General features: G+C 53.4%; 15 protein-coding genes. 5 read left to right on the forward strand and 10 right to left on the reverse strand.

The annotated features are described in order from the left end of the window. The first annotated feature begins 100 nt into the window (after positions 1–100). The 3 genes from HED22_RS14565 to pssA all read left to right on the forward strand — a co-directional run bounded on the left by HED22_RS14565 (position 101) and on the right by pssA (position 2,983). A complete protein-coding gene (locus tag HED22_RS14565; protein WP_167723510.1) occupies positions 101–1,246 on the forward strand; it encodes an Ig-like domain-containing protein in 1,146 nt (381 codons plus the stop codon). 154 nt (positions 1,247–1,400) lie between these two features. Next, on the forward strand, positions 1,401–2,123 hold the full coding sequence (locus HED22_RS14570) for a phosphatidylserine decarboxylase (protein WP_167723512.1): 723 nt from the start codon (positions 1,401–1,403) through the stop codon (positions 2,121–2,123). Further along, a complete protein-coding gene (pssA, locus tag HED22_RS14575; RefSeq protein ID WP_167723514.1) occupies positions 2,123–2,983 on the forward strand; it encodes a CDP-diacylglycerol--serine O-phosphatidyltransferase in 861 nt (286 codons plus the stop codon). Before HED22_RS14570 ends, pssA begins: the two co-directional genes overlap by 1 nt. Positions 2,984–3,025: 42 nt before the next feature. Here pssA and HED22_RS14580 read toward each other — a convergent pair whose 3' ends face one another. From HED22_RS14580 to HED22_RS14595, 4 genes are all read right to left on the reverse strand, one after another. After that, positions 3,026–3,961: a TIGR02285 family protein gene (locus HED22_RS14580; RefSeq protein ID WP_167723516.1), complete on the reverse strand. Its 936-nt coding sequence runs from the start codon at positions 3,959–3,961 to the stop codon at positions 3,026–3,028. A 282-nt stretch (positions 3,962–4,243) separates the two neighbouring features. Continuing rightward, positions 4,244–7,441: an efflux RND transporter permease subunit gene (locus tag HED22_RS14585; RefSeq protein ID WP_254870067.1), complete on the reverse strand. Its 3,198-nt coding sequence runs from the start codon at positions 7,439–7,441 to the stop codon at positions 4,244–4,246. Between the two features lie 23 nt (positions 7,442–7,464). Further along, on the reverse strand, positions 7,465–8,640 hold the full coding sequence (locus tag HED22_RS14590; protein WP_167723518.1) for an efflux RND transporter periplasmic adaptor subunit: 1,176 nt from the start codon (positions 8,638–8,640) through the stop codon (positions 7,465–7,467). Positions 8,641–8,758: 118 nt separating this feature from the next. Beyond that, positions 8,759–9,343, reverse strand: a complete 585-nt coding sequence (locus tag HED22_RS14595; RefSeq protein ID WP_167723520.1) for a PadR family transcriptional regulator — start codon at positions 9,341–9,343, stop codon at positions 8,759–8,761. A 384-nt stretch (positions 9,344–9,727) separates the two neighbouring features. Here HED22_RS14595 and HED22_RS14600 point away from each other — a divergent pair, with 384 nt between their 5' ends. Continuing rightward, positions 9,728–11,020, forward strand: coding sequence for an AraC family transcriptional regulator (locus HED22_RS14600; RefSeq protein ID WP_167723522.1), 1,293 nt, complete (start codon positions 9,728–9,730; stop codon positions 11,018–11,020). 39 nt (positions 11,021–11,059) lie between these two features. After that, on the forward strand, positions 11,060–11,734 hold the full coding sequence (locus HED22_RS14605) for an isoprenylcysteine carboxylmethyltransferase family protein (protein WP_167723524.1): 675 nt from the start codon (positions 11,060–11,062) through the stop codon (positions 11,732–11,734). Between the two features lie 19 nt (positions 11,735–11,753). Here HED22_RS14605 and HED22_RS14610 read toward each other — a convergent pair whose 3' ends face one another. The 6 genes from HED22_RS14610 to queD form a co-directional block, all read right to left on the reverse strand. Beyond that, a complete protein-coding gene (locus HED22_RS14610; RefSeq protein ID WP_167723526.1) occupies positions 11,754–12,083 on the reverse strand; it encodes a hypothetical protein in 330 nt (109 codons plus the stop codon). 261 nt (positions 12,084–12,344) lie between these two features. After that, complete coding sequence (locus HED22_RS14615; protein WP_167723528.1) at positions 12,345–12,626, reverse strand: hypothetical protein; 282 nt, start codon at positions 12,624–12,626, stop codon at positions 12,345–12,347. A 690-nt stretch (positions 12,627–13,316) separates the two neighbouring features. After that, on the reverse strand, positions 13,317–14,780 hold the full coding sequence (locus HED22_RS14620; protein WP_167723531.1) for a transporter substrate-binding domain-containing protein: 1,464 nt from the start codon (positions 14,778–14,780) through the stop codon (positions 13,317–13,319). A 6-nt stretch (positions 14,781–14,786) separates the two neighbouring features. Further along, on the reverse strand, positions 14,787–16,484 hold the full coding sequence (locus HED22_RS14625) for a hypothetical protein (RefSeq protein ID WP_167723533.1): 1,698 nt from the start codon (positions 16,482–16,484) through the stop codon (positions 14,787–14,789). A 269-nt stretch (positions 16,485–16,753) separates the two neighbouring features. Then, positions 16,754–17,536, reverse strand: coding sequence for a 7-carboxy-7-deazaguanine synthase QueE (gene queE / locus HED22_RS14630; protein WP_167723535.1), 783 nt, complete (start codon positions 17,534–17,536; stop codon positions 16,754–16,756). Further along, entirely contained in the window at positions 17,533–17,892 is a 360-nt protein-coding gene (gene queD, locus HED22_RS14635) for a 6-carboxytetrahydropterin synthase QueD (protein ID WP_254870068.1), read from the reverse strand. Before queD ends, queE begins: the two co-directional genes overlap by 4 nt. Between the last annotated feature and the right edge of the window lie 78 nt (positions 17,893–17,970).

Raw genomic sequence — 17,970 nt, forward strand, 5'->3', positions numbered from 1 at the left:
TAACGTGCTCGGCCGAATTGTTTGAGGGGAATATGGCAAGCAATTTCAGTGGTTTGAGCGCGACCGTTAAAAACATAAACATCGTTCAAGGATATTTCCGGTGAAGCGACCCTATATCCTCGTCATAGTCGGCGTTGTACTGATCGTTGCAGCAATTGCGCTGAATTACATGCTGACCAAAAGTGCGGATGAAGAGACCGCACCGGCTGTAACGCAGACGCCTGCAGTAACCACTGAAACGACGCCAAACGAGCCGGAATCAGAACCGGACACCGCAGCACCCGAAATCACCAATCCAAGCTTTGATGTCGTGCGCATTGGTCCGGACGGAAATGCCGTCATTGCAGGCCGCGCCGAACCCAACAGCACCGTGCGCATCCGCGAAGGTGAAGAGGTGATTGGTGAAGCCACCGCTGACGAGCGCGGCGAATGGGTTGTCTTGCCAAACAAACCTTTGGCAAGCGGTGATCGCGAATTGTCGCTTGAGGCTGAAGACGCCACTGGCAATGTGGCGAAGGCAGAAGACAAGGTCGTTGTCCTGATCCCTGAGGAAGAGGCACCGGCACAGGCTGCAGAAACCGCAACCGCTGATGCAAGCGCTACCACCGAGAGCGCAGCGACAGAGGCTGATAATGCTGCCATTGAACCCAATGAACCGGCCGAAAAAAAGCAGCCGATTATCGCGCTTAAGGTCCCGGCCGAAGGCGATGGTGCGGCAACCGTGATGCAGGGACCGGCCCCAGAGGCCGCCCCGGCACAGGACGATGGCGAGACCCAGGATGCAAGCCTGCCGCGCCTGTCGATTGATATTGTCGATTACGATACCGAAGGTCGCGTCGCGATGTCGGGCAAGGCAGACCTTGATCACACGGTTCGGGTCTATCTTGATAACAAGCATGTTGGCACGGCCCCGGCCGATGAAAACGGCAACTGGGCCCTGACCATTGGGGAGCCGATCGAGCCGGGCAACTACACGTTGCGCGCCGATCAGCTTGATAGCTCTGGCACGGTAACCGCGCGTGTTGAAATTCCGTTTGAACGGGCCCGTCCTGATCAAATTCTTGAGCCGGGATCACGTTATGTCGTTCAGCCGGGCAACAGCTTGTGGCGCATTGCACGCAGCACCTATGGCGAAGGCCTGAAATACTGGGTGATCTATCATCAGAACCGCAACCAGATCCGCGATCCTGATCTGATTTACCCGGGGCAGATTTTTGCACTGCCGAACGAAGAAATTCCGCAATAAGCATCACTTTTCTTTGCGAGGGGCAAAGCACATGGTAAGTGTGTTTTGCCCCTTTTAAGTTTGGGGCCAAACAGTTGAACGCGGGTTGCGTTGCCCATTGTCATCACTAGATGCTAGGTAAGCGCCCGCCCGGTACCAATAGTACCGAATTGAGATGCCCAACCATGGCAACCAGGGAATTAAGACTTTGAAATCCGTTCTTGTGCCGATCAATCCGGAAGGCTGGAAATTCGTTGCGATCTTTGCAGCGATCACTGTGGGCTTGTTCCTGATTGCGGAACCGCTGGGTTGGATCGGCGTGATCCTGACACTTTGGTGCGCGTACTTCTTCCGCGACCCGGATCGTATTACTCCGACCGATGAAAATCTGGTGATTTCCCCGGCAGATGGCCGTGTTTGCATGATTTCGCAGGCACCGCTGCCCAAGGAACTTGAGCTTGACGACAAAACCCCGCGCACGCGTGTGTCGATCTTCATGAATGTGTTCAACGTTCATGTGAACCGCTGCCCGGTCAATGGCGAGATCGTTGGCGAGGCCTATGTGCCCGGCAAGTTCGTCAATGCCGAACTCGACAAGGCATCGGAAAACAACGAACGCCAGATCCTGCTGGTACGCGACAAGGAAGGCCGTGAATTCGGTGTTGTCCAGATCGCCGGTCTGGTGGCGCGTCGCATTCTGTGTGACGTCGGCACGGGGTCGCAGCTGAAAGCTGGTGAGCGTTTCGGTCTGATCCGCTTTGGATCGCGTGTGGATGTCTATCTGCCCGAAGGCGTTTCGCCGAATGTAATTGTCGGGCAAACGACGATTGCCGGTGAAACCGTTCTTGCCGATGTCTCGGCCAAGGACAAGGACGCCGCAGTCGGGGAGATCCGCTAATGGCAGGCGGCATCGAACCCACCCGTCGTCCCCGTCGCTTCAAGGCGCTGTCGCTGACCCGGCTGGCACCGAATGTCGCGACGATGATGGGCATGTGTGCCGGTCTGACCTCGATCCGCTTTGCGATGCAGGATCGTTGGGAGGCCGCCGTTGCCGCCATCCTGATTGCCGGGATCATTGACGGTCTTGATGGCCGTCTGGCCCGCATGCTTAATGCGTCCAGCCGCTTTGGTGCCGAGCTTGACAGCCTTTCGGACTTTGTCTGTTTTGGCGTGGCACCAGCGATGATGCTGTATTTCTGGTCGCTTCATGAGTTGGGCGGCATTGGTTGGGCATTGTCGTTGCTGTTTGCGGTTTGCATGATGCTGCGTCTGGCGCGCTTCAACACCCAGATGCTTGGTGAGCCTGAATTGCCGACATGGGCCTATCGGTTCTTTACCGGGGTTCCGGCCCCGGCGGCCGCCGCCCTTGCCATGTGGCCGATTGTCCTGACCTTCCAGTTTGGCGAAGGCATTTTTGACAGCCCGTATATCGTGGCACCTTATGGCGTGCTCATCGCAGGACTGATGGTGTCGCGCTTGCCGACTTTCAGCTTCAAGAAGGTCAAGGTGCCGCGCGCCTGGGTGTTGCCGCTGATGCTGGCATTCGGGGCGTCGGTGGCGTTTCTGGTATCCTCGCCGTGGCTGACCCTTTCGGCGATTGCCGCAATCTATTTCATCACGATGCCGCTGTCCTATCGCTCCTATCGCCGTATGGGGGTCGAAAACCAGCAAGAGCAGGACAAGGAAGATGAAGAAGACGATGATGGCGAACCCGATGATGATCCCGACGAGGGATTGAACCGCGTCCATCAGAACTGATCATCAGATCAAACAAAAAAGCCGGCATCTTTGCCAGCTTTTTTATTGTGCCGATGAAGGGCTGTATTCAAGCCGGGTTTCGAAATGTTCGGAATGAATGTACTGGTCGCGTGCAGCATAGAACCATTCGCGGTCACTGGGTCCAAGCCATTCGGCATAAAACTCTGTCCACGGCATGGTCGGGTTTTGATCGATGATGCTGTTGATCTTGGCAATTGCCTTCTTGCCCACGGGTGTCTTGGCACATCCGATTGTGGCTTCCAGCAAAGTGGTGTTGCCCGCAATCGGCAAGGCCTTGATTTCAAGATCGGGCGTTTTCTGTCGGCGGTAATATTCTGCTTCTGACGGGAAATAGAGCGTCCAGTCGATCCGGTCGAGATCAAGCATGCGTAGAAATTTTGTATCATCGGCAACCTGCATGACATGCGTGGCGTGCCGATAACGGTTCAGATGCTCATCGACATGGGTGCCATAAGCGCGCCCGATACGCACCGCCGTCGAAAGCTGTTCGTCTGCCAGAAGCTTGTCGAGTTCAATATGCCCCTGCGCATTCAGATAGGGGGCAAAGCGCTCTTCGTCGGCCGCCTGAATGACAACTGAAATCGGCAGATGAAGCAGGATCGTCTTGGCAAAGGCGATATAGGTGCGGCGCTCGGGGGTGGGGATCAGTGTGGTGGAGCAACGCAAGGCTCCTTCGCCGCTTTTCATTTCTGCCAGAAGCCGGGCAAGGGGCACGTGTAATACACTGTGATGATATTGCGGCAGCTGGGCAGCAAACCAGTTCTGGGTATCAGCAGCATAGCCGTCAAGTTTATCGCCATCTGTGATGAACGCAGGGGCAAAGGCCGGCACTGTCCAGATAAAGGATTGATCCGAAGTGGTGTCCTCGGCCGTCGCGCCGTGGGGGATCAGCAACGCAAGCGCACAGGCTAGTCCGAAAACCTGTGATCGTGCCGTATGCCAAGCAACCCATTTCATGCAGATTTTTATTCCCAATCGAAGTCAGCTTCGAAGAATAACATAAATTTACGTCGAAAATTCTTAGGAAAGTATGTATTCGACGCCGCCTTGCAATAACCTTCGATATCGAACTTCATATGGTTTTAATGTTGGAATGTATCAACCATTGCAAAGGTTGGTCGATTATGAAGCCGAAAGGCAAAAAGGGTCCGGCCCCCGTAAAGGGGGCCGGTTCTAACCGCGCGGCGGGGTCGGGGGAAAAGTCGCGCGGCTATTGGGTTAATCGCTTTTCAAGGCAGGCTATTGTGCGCGCCGCTTTGTCTTGCCGGGCAAGAGCGATTTAATCGATTTCAGCCGATCACCAATCGACATCTTGCGAAGGCGAACGCCCATCTTGTGACGCATCATCAAGGCACATGGCGTGAAGATCAGCGTCAAGGCAGTCGCAAAGGCCAGACCGAATGCGATGGAGGTCGAAAGCTGTACCCACCATTGCGTGGACGGTGCACCAATCGAAACATTGCGCTCGGCAAAGTCGATATTGATCTGCAACACCATCGGCACCAGACCAAGGATGGTCGTAACGGTGGTCAGCATTACCGGACGCAGACGCTGTGCACCGGTCTGCAGGATGGCGGCCTCGATGCTGCCCGCGGTGTGTTTGAGCCGGTCAAACGTATCGATCAGAACGATGTTGTTGTTCACAACGATACCGGCCAGCGCCACAACACCAATACCGTTCATCACAATCGAGAAAGCCTGCCCGGTGATCATGAGACCAAGGAACACACCCGCGGTCGACATGATGATCGCGATCATGATCAGCAGTGAACTTGAGATGCTGTTGAACTGGGTGACCAGAATGATGAACATGATGAAAAGGGCCACCGTAAAGGCGTTCATCAGGAAGTCAGCCGATTTCTTCTGTTCCTCATCCTGCCCCTTGAACTGGACCGAGATACGCGGGTCGATATCAAGCGTCTGCATCCATGCCTTGACCTCGCCAAGCTTGGTATCGACCAGAACACCTTCCTGCACATCGGCCTTGACGGTCAGTGCACGGCGGCTGTCAACACGGGTCAGGGTGCCGGTCTTGGGCTTCGGGGTGCGTTTGATGAAGTTGGACATCGGCACCAGACCCTTGTCGGTGACGATCTGCAGGTTTTCCAGCTCGTCGAGCGAGCGATATTTCGCCGGATAGCGTCCGACAATATCGATTTCCTCGTTTGAGTCATCCGGACGATAGGTCGTGAAATTGATTCCGTTGGTCACCAGTTTGACGACATTGCCAATCTGGGTGATATCGGCACCGAATTTCAGGGCCTGGGCACGATCAACCGTGTATTCCCAGTCAATGCCCGGGGGCGACTTGCCGTCTTCGAAGTTATACATACCGCCCATTTCCTGAAGCCCGTTGACCAGCGTGGTCGCGGCATCATCAAGAAGTTCGGGATAATACGAACGCAGTTGGATCTGGATGTCCTTGCCCTGCGGCGGACCCGCTTCCTGGGCGCGGACTTCGACGTGAACACCGGCAAGATCGGCCGTATCGGCAAGGATACGTTTTTCGATCTCGGTTGCCTTGGGCCGGGTCTGCCAGTCAGCATATTCAAGCTGCACCGTCCCAATCACATCTTCGGATGCCTCATTACCACCGGCACCGGCGCCGGAACGGGCATAGACCGTATCAAACCAGTGTTCGCCTTCATGATGGGCATCAAGGGCAAGAATGCGGTCCTCGACTTCTTTAAGCAGGGCATCCTGTTCGTAGTAAGACAGGTTGCCACGTGCGCGGACCTGAACCACGGCGACTTCCGGTTCAACCGCAGGGAAGAATTCAACACCCTTGCCAAGCTTGCCAAATGCGACCCAGACGGAAATCAGGATGATAAACGCCGCCGGGATCACCAGCCAGTAGAAGCGAAGCGATCCGCTGAGGAGGCGAACATAAATTCCCGTGCCGCCTTTGACCTTGTGGATGTCATCGGCGTGATCGGCTGCAATCGCAGCCAGGCTTTCATTGTTGTCACTGCCCGGTTTGCCAAACCATGCACCCACGGTCGGCACAAAGATCAGTGCCATGGCAAGTGACGCGGTCAGCGTAAACAGGACCGTGATCGGCAGGAACTTCATGAATTCGCCGACGATGTCCGGCCAGAAGGCCAGCGGCAGGAAGGCTGCAAGGGTGGTTGCGGTTGATGCAATGATCGGAAGCGCCATGCGTTTTGCCGCCAGCGGATAAGCTTCGCGACGGTGCAGGCCATCAATCATTTTACGGTCGGCATATTCGGTGACGACAATCGCGCCATCCACCAGCATCCCGACAGCCAAAATCAGACTGAACAAAACAACGATATTAACCGTCATGCCCAGCGCCCAAAGGATCAGGATCGCGGTCAGGAAAGAACCCGGAATGGCAAGACCCACCAGAAGGCCTGACCGCCATCCCAGCGCCCAGATGACAACCACCATCACCAGCAGGATCGCAAGGATCACACTGTTCTGAAGATCGGTCAGCATGGTGCGGATATCAGATGACTTGTCCTGCGAATAACTGATCGTCAGGTTGGGCGGAAACGCCTGCTGTGCTTCGGCTGTGACGGCTTTGATGGCATCAATGACTTCGATGATGTTTTCGCCAACACGTTTGGAAACCTCAATGGCAATTGCCGGTTCGCCATTCAGACGGGCAAAGCTTTCAGCATCCTTGAATGTCCGGCGCACTTCGCCGATGTCACGGAATCGAATGACGGAATCCCCGTCAACGATCAGCGGCATATCAAGGATGTCATTCACGCTTTCAAACAGGCCGGGCACCTTGATGTTAAAGCGGCCCGTTCCGGTATCAACCGCACCGGCGGCCACCAGCGCGTTGGAATTGCGAACAAGGGAAACGATGTCGATGCCGTTCAGGCGATAGGCCTCGATCTTCATCGGATCAATGATGAATTCGACCAGTTCCTCGCGATCCCCGGCAAGGTTGGCCTCAAGAACGGCTGGAAGGCCTTCAATCGCGTCTTTCAGGTCGCGTGCGGCGTGCAACAAGGCACGTTCGGGCACGTCCCCGGAAAGGGTTACAACCAGAACCGGGAACAGCGACAGGTTGACCTCGTGAACTTCGGGGTCGTCGGTATCATCAGGCAGTTCGGATTTGGCGATATCAACCCGTTCGCGAACATCGGCCAGGGCTTCGTCGATATCGACATCGGAATAAAATTCAAGCGTCACCGATGCGCCGTCCTGATAGGACTGCGATCTCATTTCCTTGACGCCTTCGATGGAGCGCAATTCCTGTTCCATCGGGCGGAGCAAAAGACGTTCGGCATCTTCGGGCGAAACGCCGTCATGATGCATGGTGACATACAGAACCGGAATCTGAACGTCCGGATCGGCTTCCTTTGGGATGGCGTTGTAGCCGACCCAACCAGACAGAAGCAGCAGGATCAAAACCAGAATGACGGTGCGCGATCTGTTCAGCGCGTGATCAATCAGGGACATTTTTTATCTCCTCATGATACGCGCTATTGCGCGGCGTTTTCTGAAAGGGTCGGGCCGGCATCGTCAGACGCCGTTGCAGGTTTTGCGTCATCCTGCATGATCGGCAAGCCGTCCTTGTCGGTATCAAGATGGACAACCTCAACGGTGGTACCTTCGGTGACCCAGTCATGACCGACCACGATCAGTTCAAATTCGTCGGGCAGCCCGCCTATCCAGATCAGGTCACGGCTGCCGCCCTGTAATTCGACCGGCAGGAAGTCAACCTTGTTGTCATCAACAATGGCCCGAACGCCAAGTTCACCCTCGTCATTCAAGGTCAGGACCGACGGCCTTACACGATGGGCGCGTTTGATGCCGACCGGAATTTCAAGTTCGGCTGTCATGCCATCAGGAATGCGCAGGTCGGGATTGTCAATTTCCACCTCAACCCGATATGTGCGGGTGTCGTTATTGGAAACCCGTGCGGTATAGCGCACAATCCCGTCATGGGTGCTGCCATCAAACAGGGTAACCTCTGCGAGCTGGCCAAGATCAATCGCGCCAATGGAATGCTCGGGCACATGGGCAACGGCCAGTATCGGGTCACTCTGGATAAGGGTCGCGACCGGATCACCAATCGACAGAAGGTCACCAATCTCGGCCGGGCGATCTTCGACAATGCCATCAAAGGGGGCGCGAATTTCAGTGTTGCCCAGTTCGGTGCGGGCAACGATCAGTTCTGTCCGGGCTTCTTCAAGCAGGGCCAGTGCCTCGGCCACACCGTTCTTGGACCGATAGTTCTTTTCAGCAAGGCTTTCGGCGGCGGAGTGTTCAAGTTCGCGCTGCGCGACAAGGGCGCGCGCCTTGGCGACACGGGACTGACGGTCACCGGTATCAAGGCGCACAATAAGATCGCCTTTTTGAACGGGCTGGCCCTTTACCGCGCCAACTTCAATCACGCGTGCCTCGGTCTCAGCCCGGATCTCAACGGAAATGACTGCTTCGGTACGTCCTGTAATGCGCAAATGATCGACGTGATCGACAGCCTGACTGGTGATGGTGCGCACGCTGGCCAATGGCTTGGGCGCATCACTCTCACGCGTGGTGTTTTCAGACGCAGTCTGATCGGTCGTTTCGTCGCCGGGGGTTAAGTAGGCACTGCCGATCCATATAACGGTCCCAACGACCAGTAGAATGGCGATCAGGCGTGAAGCGTTCATTGTTCTCTTCCCTCAAATATTCCGGTCCGGAATGCGTCAGTGGCTGTGTTGGGCACGTCTTATGAAATTCTTTTTCTTGTCGCTATGCAGTCTTGTGCGCTGCTTAGGGTAAGGATGCTCAGGGCTTGTTGGCCTTGCGATTTCTTAATTCATCAAGCAGGCCCTGCTTGTTTTCACGAATAAATTTCACCGTCGCATTGCACATGGCCTGTCCCAGTCCGGCGACAAAACAACATCCCGGCGAGGGTTTGCCGTCTTCATCGCGCCCATGGAACTTCTGATGGGCAGGCTTGTCCGGGTTGTCCGGATCAATCTGCATGCTCATCAATTCGTGACGGGCGGCAAATTCGTCAATCAGCGCCTCAGTCAGTTCAATTGGCATTTCTTCGGCAAAGGTCAGCATGAACAAAATGTCGGAACGGTATCGATCTTCGGCCGGGCGTGTCTGCAAAAGGGTGCGCAGGAATGTGCGTCGGCCTTCTGATGTCAGTTGATAAATCTTCTTGTCCGGTTTGTTTTCCTGTTCATGTTCAACAAACGTAACCATACCGTCCTGGGTCAGTTTGGTCAGGGCCGGATAGATCGAGCCAAGGGACGCGATTTGAAAATGGCTAAAAGTGCCATCATCAAACATCTTGCGGATTTCATATCCTGTTGCCTCGCCGCCCATCAGGGCACCCAGACATAACGTACGTACGTCCATCTTCTGATCTGTATCCTTGTTGTTTCCCCCGGATCGAAAACGCCTTGGCGGGGGAGAGTGCCAAGATAACTGTATCAATCCGATATATATAGAACTATCATATATCAATTCGATATAGTCAATCGAATATAACGGAACTTTTTATGACAGCCTTTCAATCTGGACGATTCACGCGCCGATGGTGTTACATCATGGTCAGCGATTTTGATCCGATGCAGGTGATGTGATGGTGAGATTGGCAAATATGGCCTGTTGCGGCGTCCGCCTGTGCATAATCGGACGCCGATAGTGTCCGATTGTGTCTATTGAAACGATATAGTTGGTCTGGCCAGGGCATGGTGTGGCCGACAGACCAATGATCGATAAATTCAGGAGCATGCCGGAATGACCGGTTGGACGGATTATGTAAGTGCGCTGGTGGCGGCCGTTGGCGTGGCGCAGGCAGTGTTCCTGTGTTTGATCTTGCGCTCCGAAGGGGCGCGTGCGTTTGGTGCCAACCGCTGGATGATGCTGTTTATCGCAGCCGTTGCACTCAACCTGGTCGAAGATGTCGTCGAGCCGATGGTCGGAGGGGATTTCGCCGGTTTTCTCAAACTGTTCTTTGGGCCGATCAATTTTGCCATCGGACCGGCGATATATCTTTATTTCCGCGAAATTTCCGGCAATCCGTCCCGCCGCCCTTGGGGACATTTCGTCTTGCCGCTTGTGGTGTTTAACCTGACAGCCTGGGTCGTGACCCATCGCGATGCTGCAACGGCACGTATGGCGGGGCAATACACCGCCTGGGAACTTGTTGAAGCCTTTGTCTGGGCTGCAATCTTTGTTCAAGTGGCGGTATATCTCGTTCTTTTGTGGCAGGTGGCTTGCCGGTATCAGCGCAAAGCCGAAGAACAGCTTGGTGCGGATCGTAAGGTGATGCAGCGCTGGATCGGGGTGATTCTGGGTGGTTTGTCATTCGTTTTCATCACCGTTGCCCTAGGCAGGATCGTCAGTCTTTATATGCCTGATCATGCCGAAATGTTTGGCAGCGAGATCGCGTTTGCGTTGGTTTTGTTTGCCATGAGCTATGAAATTGCCACGCAACCGGCCTTGTTTGTTATGGCCGACTGGCCATCTGATGACACGTCTGATGAGGCAGATGAAGTTGGTGATTTGCTAAGCAAACCGGCCATTTCAACAGATAAAAATGCGCCGCTGAACGCATCCGTGGCGGATGATGGTGCGTCCAATGCCGCAATCGCGCGGCCGTTGCTTGATCCTGATGGTGTGACGCGCTCCTTGGCCCGCCTTGAAGAGATTCAGGCGCGGGGGGATATCCTTCTCGATCCGTTGGTGTCCTTGCCAAAACTTGCACGCGCCGTCGGGATAACGCCCAATCAGCTGTCCTATGTGCTTAATCACCATGTCGGCAAAAGCTTTTTTGATTTCGTCAACGCCGCGCGTGTGGCCGAGGCACGGTCTGTGCTGTTGCTGGAGCCGGATCGTACCATTCTCGACATTGCGCTGAGTGTCGGATTTAACTCGAAATCGACCTTCAACCTCGCTTTCAAGAAAATCACAGGTGAAACGCCAAGTGCCCTGCGTGAAGCAGCACGACGTGACGCGCAATCTGTCAACGCGTCCGAGCAGCCAATCGCAAGTCCGGATCAACAGCATTGGACGCCAAAGGTCGGATGACGGGTGATGCTGGGGGCCTCTTTATCAACGGAGGCGACCATGTATCAGCACCAGACATACCCAACCGGTTCATCTTGCAAAACAGCCTCGGGCGTTGCGGATCCTGATCGTTTGCAACGGGTTCAACGCCGTCGCAAACGCACACTTCGTGTCGGGGCGGGGGTGTTGTTGGGGTTGGTATGTTTTGCCCGCGCGGGGTTTGATCGCTCCAGTCAATGGCATGACAGTATCGAGGCCCTTGGAATCATTGCCATCATGGTCTGCATTGTCGGGCGGAGCTGGTGCGCGCTTTATATCGGTGGGCGCAAAAAGACCTCGCTCGTCACGCTTGGTCCCTATTCAATCAGCCGCAATCCGCTTTATGTGTTTAGCTTCATCGGGGCCTTTGGGGCAGGGGCGCAGACGGGCAGTCTTGTGATTGCAGGCTTGTTTGCCCTTGGATGCTGGCTGGTGTTTCGCGGCGTTGTCGCGCATGAAGAAACGATGCTTGCCGCGCGGTTTGATGCGTCTTTTGATGACTATCGCCAGACCGTGCCGCGATTTGGCCCCAACCTGATGAAGTGGCGCGATGCAAAAGATCTGGTTGTAAAACCGCATTTGTTTCTTGTGACCCTGCGCGATGCCTGCTGGTTTCTTTTGGCGGTACCGGTGTGCGAAGGCATCAAGCTCTTTCAGGATCAGGGACGGTTGATCGCGCTGATCTCTTTGCCGTAAGGCAGGTGTTGAAATCCTCTCAGGCGGCGGTATCTGTCGGTCGACCACCAAAGGATTTGATCATTTGGTTGCGTTCATCCTCGCGCAGTGGATCTGAATCAAGCGCAAGCGCGGCTTCAAGGACTTGCGGATCGACTTTCAACGCTTCGATGCCGTCGGTCAGGTCCTGTTTTGCCCAGAGATGCACGTTACATTCAAGCTTGATATAGCTGCGGGTCGCCGCATCGGGATCAAGCTTTTCAAAGGTGTCGACTTCATACTCGCCAGGGGCAAGCAACCCGGCATGACCTGGCAGATGGAACGGATGAAAGAACGTCACCGTGCGATGGGTTGTGCGGGTAATGCTCATGATCATGGCTCCTTCAAACAACCGGAAAATTGGACGCAAGAAATCATCGTTGCGCTTGGTCCCGGCCGTCTTGCAAGATTTTGTCTTTTAGCGAGCAGTCGTCATGTGCGTTTGCGGGCATGCGCCCTTCTTGAAAATGCGTTCTGTCTTGCTTGATGTGCAAGAAACAGCCGACCTTTATTACATAGTAATGTTGTTAAAGAAGTGCAAATCGGGATGGGAAACACCCAAGCGGACAGAGGGGGGTGTGTAAAAAATAGTTTACACCGTTGCGTCGGTCAAATTCCGTTGGTCGCGATCAAGGGCGGCATCGAGAACGTCGGGTTTAACATTCAGCGTCTGCTCAACCATTATGCCGCGTACTTTGACCTGAACATGCAGCTCGGTCGAAACGCGCCGGTAGGCATTAAAGGAAATGCTCTCGATCAGTTCTTCTGTCGTATCGACGCCATAGCTTCCTGACGGGAAAGTACCGTCAAACCCGTCCAAATGGAACGGATGGACGAAGGTCACTGTCTTGTGTGTCGTGCGCGAAATGGTCATGGCGAAAGCTCCTTTAAGATCTGTTGGTCAAAACCCGCATGTCTCCCAACAGAACATGACGGAGGGGAAATCCCCCCGCCAGTGCCATGGTCAGTCATTCGCCCCTTGCTTTGGTGCGGGAGCGTTTTCGGCCTGGGACTTGTCAGGCTGTGAAAGTGGGGTTTGTTCATCAGGTGCGCCGGCCAGCGGTTTGGCTGGCTTGGTCTTTACCGAGTTCGCTTGTGTTTCAGAAAAACTGCGAAATGACATGATGTGTACTTTCCATACGGGGCGCAAAGCACGCCTCCATATTGAAAATGGTATGTCCCCGATGGAATAGCAAACGCGCCAATGCCTTGTTTTTTCGGGAAAACCCCGATCCCCATGAAAAGGATCACCTATTTGGGATAAAATATATTTTCTGGCATGATGTCATAACGGCCCAGATGTTCAAACCCCGCGCAGATTACCCCAGACATGGACATCCATTATTCCCAGCCTGTTTCTTCTGGGAGGTTTTCGTCAGTGCTTTCACAAGAGGGCGCTATTTCAAAGAGAGCGGAAGTCTTCAAGCCAAAAGCGTCTTTTTCACATCAGTCGCAAATCAACAGTGTGCTGATTGCAGAAGCTTTGCACGGGAAGGCTCGGAGAAAAACGCAGTTTTATCAGAAACGGATGGGACTGAAGTGAATTTCTGCGTAGCTGTTAGTGCTAGCGTGTGGAATATGTGCCGCGGATGCTTTCATAAAAATCTGCGAGTCTCTCGCTGGGATCCCGCCCATGAAAAGTACTCTCAAATGCGGCATCAAGGATCGACGGTGTGAAGACAGTTTTTCGTGATAAAATTTCAAAGAATTGTGCAACTCTCAGGCGTCTCTCTGGATCCTGAATTTTTACCCCGGATTTATTTTGTTCAATTGTTTTGCCGAAAATTGCATACCTGTCGGTTGTATAAGTCTGGCTGCCGTTTTCATAGTTGCAGCCTGCGACAGCTTGCGCATTTGCAGTGATAATTTCCAAATCTCCGACATAATAGAATATCTCGCCCTGGCAAAATGCCTTTGCTGCTTCTTTATGATTGTTAAATGACCGCACAAGTGGCTGGTCAGGTTTGCAGGTCTCTTTTCCGGTTAAAGTTGATTTTTGGCCGTTTGCTGCCGGTGAAGGAATTTGGGCTTCTTTAATTCGGGCCTCTGTCTTGGAGGCAGGGTCTTTTTCAGCAACGACAATTCCGACCAGTGGATACCTTCGGTGGCAGGGTTGATTATTTCGACTTTGTATTGCGTTGCTGGCATTGACTAAGTATTTAGCGTATTTAGCACTGGTTGGCTCGATGCAGTTGTCGGAGTTTGTAATCTCTTTTTGAAGTTCTTCTGAGGGATCAGCAATGTACGCTACTTTACCCTCGCACAAAGCCTTCGCAGCTTGTTCGTCATTCTTAAAAGTCTGATAGATAGAAAGTGTTCTCGTACACACCTCGCTCCCGTTCAGGTAGGTGTTGATTTCTTTTTTGTACGAGGGGAGCTCGTTGGTGTTGGCCAGCGCCTGGATGGCATAACTGGTGTTGGTACCTTTGACCACGCCGATAAGGTTGTGATCTGTGCTACATGCCGTGAGTGGCGCGCCGGATCTGTTTTCGCCAGCCAGAGTTATGTAGCTGACACCTGTCAGGAAAAGCGGGGCGGATACTGTGAAATCCGAACGGCGATCATTTGTGATCGTTGCTGGATCACACAGAATATCGAAGTCCTGACCAAGATAGCTCAGTCTTGACCCATCAAGACCCGGTGTCGTTTCGAAGGTTACGTTCTTTTTGCCAGTCTCAATTCGGGTGTCAATATCGACCACACCGATGTCCGAGTAGGCGAGTATTTCTTCGTCGTCACCGATGTTTAAGGTCATTTCCTTAAGGGCGGCATCGCAGATGCGCACCATATATCCGGTATACCCCTTGCGCGCGAGCGGGCCGTGGGTTCCATCTGTTATGATTTCGGACCCAGATTCAGGCTTGAAGGAGAATGGTCGCGCGTGACTTCGAACCCCGATGCAGAGCTTTTTGCCTTTGCAATCGCTTGTAGCCTGCGAGGAACTTGTTTGTGCTTTGGATACAGAAGGCCCAGCCGCAGAAACAAATGTCAGAAGGCTAATGCAAATCAGCCAGAAGCATCTCGACATGATTTGTTATCCCCCTGCAGGATTCGGTTTCGGTGTCTCTGGCCCTTCGCTTAGCTCAAGCAATCCGGCAAACATAGTCAGGAATATGAACGGCACAATGCAGAATATTATGGCATCCCGGGCAGACTTGTGGGTCCAAGCCTCGTCATATGCGACAAAGTTCACACCGAACATGTACACGCAATAAAGTGCCATGAACAACACGGCTATTGTGATCGTCCATTTGGAATGAAGGTGGTCATGTTTGTCCATGATCACCAAAGCTGCAAATGCCAGAATCACACCTGCGCCAAACTGCAGAAAATAAAACGTACTAAATTGTTGAAAATGAAATGTTATTTGCGTTGTGGTCAGTTGGAAGTCGACATCAAAGGCAAGATTGGCGATGTCAATAAATGCGCTCGAGAATATGGCCGCGACACCGGAAAACAAAGACAGGCTGAGGATGCGCAGAAATGGAAAGTGATGTAATTTCCAGTTTGTGTTCCACGACTGCTGTTCGACACGAACTTCGCGTGCATAGATCACGAATAGAACGCTGGAAAAAATCACGGCTGCGGAACGAATGCTGTCCCAGGTCGCTGCCTCCAATGCTAGTTCGACACTTGGATAAATTTGCTGGTTGCTAAAAACATCAATTATCTTGGCCCAGACAAAATACGTCGAAACGATGGATAAGAAACCAAGGCAGATGGCGACAAGGAATGCCAATGCAAACGCGTTCTGCTCTGCGTTGTAGGTTCCTTGGATAAACTCCTTTATCACTTCTATAGGGTTGGAGTTATCACGTGAGCTTTCACGGTCGCGAATAACCTGCTGGACGCTGAAGATTGACCGATTGTTTCTTACAAACATCACGGAAAATAGCGCCATCGTGTTTTCCCGTGTAATCGCGGCCTTTCTTGCAAAATCAACATATGCCTGTTGTTCGTCATCGGTCATGGCCGATTGCGAATTTGACGTATGTTCGGGTAGAGCATCGATCGCCTTGCTTAGTTCATGGTGTTCTTCTTCTAAGGTCTTGAGTAACTCGGTCAGCTGAGACATACGGTGCATTGGAAAGTATAGTGTTCGGCTGTCGGTTCTCGTCGCCATTGCGAGGCAGTCAATTGCAAGCAGAGAGCTTTTTATCTCCGCGATGTGAAGAAATGCGTTTTGTTGATCTTTTAAGGCGGTAAGCTTCTTTTCAAATTTGCTGCATAAGGGCGTTGCCATCTGCGAGCAGTGCTTTTCGAATGGAAATGCATGTAGAGTCTCGATAACCCGATACACGCCGCGTGGTATGCCTGCCAAACGATGGGCAAAGCTGCGCATCGTACGCTCTATCGGTTTGACCGGTCCGAGCGAAAGAAAAGATATGAGCAAAGCAGAAACGAAGATTGGCTTTCCGTAGAAGTCATGTTCTTCGGGGGTGGGAATTGCGCCAACGGTCGTTTGAGCACCGGCCGCAAGCGATACAAGAGTGTATACCTCTGCGGAGCCGAGAATTGCGGCATAAAGCACGAGATACATCGTGGCGTAGCAAAGAAATCCAGCGATGATTTCGCCGTTGGTGCACAGCGTCCGCGCTTCCACTTGCTGCAAAATCGGGTGCAGCTCAAATGGGTGTCTACCATTAGGGGAGTTGAAGCTACGATAGGCTTCAACCAAAAGTGTGAATGCACCTGCCCCGACAATAAGCCAATATAACAACTGCTCATTCATGGCAGCTGATCTTCTTATATCAGATGCATTTTTGCGCAGACGGGTTACATGGCCCCGCTGCAAATGAAACGCCGATGCTGGCGGAAAATCCAATAGCGCCGACTAGTACTGCCAAGATCACAAGTGATTTGAACGACATGTTGCTTATCCCCCGATAATTCAGGTTGTTGTTATACAACCAGGAGGGGAGTTTATCAACCAAAAGATTCTAATATGAGAAATTTATTAACCTAAAGTAGTTTTCTTGATTTGCTGCTAGCATCTACGCTTTATACCCCGCGCAGATTGCCCCAGACATGTACATGCCATTGCGGCAGAACCCGCACATCAAACCATTTGCGTTTGGCGACTTCATCCACCAGCCAGCGATAGCGTTCCGTCAGGCCGTCGATATCAACACCGTCTGCACCATCCGGATGCGGTTCGGCGGGTGTGGTGTTGACCGGTTGCAAACAGACCGGAATGCCAATGTGAAGGTTCCTCACATAATCGGCAAACATCAGGTCGTTTTCATCGCGGATCGGGAATTTCAGGGTAATCGCCGGGCCGTTCAGCATGCCGTTGGCCTGCGCGGCATCAATGCAGGCCGCAAGGGCATCCTTATCAAAACTGGTTTCGGAACTGGGCGGCTTTGGGCTGATCGTCAGGAAATTCAGATCGGCAAACCAGTCCTTGGCGATGCTGCCCTGGGTCTCGATCGCGAAGGTAAACCCTTCTTGCGTGCCCATCGCAATCAGCGCACCCAACGGCTGGATCGCAGGATTGCCGCCCGAAAGCGTGATCAGGATCGGTTTGCCACCGGAAAGCTGTTTGACCGCGTCCAAAACCTCGGTCGCGGACATGGGTTTCCAATCCGCGCGAAAGGCCGGATCAACCGCATAAAGCGTGTCGCACCAGGAACAGCGGAAATCGCAGCCGCCGGTGCGGACAAACACGGTCGGCATGCCGATCAGCGCACCTTCGCCTTGCACGGTCGGGCCAAAGATTTCCGAAATGCGGATTTTATCGCGGTTGTCCGACAGGCCCGCCAAATGACGATCAACTGCGGTCATGGACGATATTCCGCCCAGGTTTTCGGGGTTTCCGACACGCGCACGGCCGAGACTTCCGGCCAGCGATCATGCGCCCAGTCATAGAAAAACAGCGCAAGTTGTTCGGCGGTGGGGTGGTCGTGGCCCAGAACATCATTGAGATGACGGTGATCAAACTCGTCATCGATCAGACTTTTAAGTGGCCCCAGTTCGCGGTAATCGCGCACAAAGCCGCGTTCATCAAGTTTGGCGGCCTTAAGTTCCACCTCGACAATATAGTTGTGGCCATGCAGGCGCGCACACGGGTGGTTTTCGTCAAGGCCGCTCAGTTGATGGCTGGCGGAAAAGGCGAATTGTTTGGTGATGGTGAACATCATTTGGTCTTTCATCAAAATCACGCGCACAGGCAGGCTGCCGGACGACCGGGCGTCAGCGCCGCGCATGCGGTTTGGTGT

The sequence above is a fragment of the Thalassospira sp. HF15 genome (assembly GCF_011806525.1).
GTDB lineage: Bacteria > Pseudomonadota > Alphaproteobacteria > Rhodospirillales > Thalassospiraceae > Thalassospira.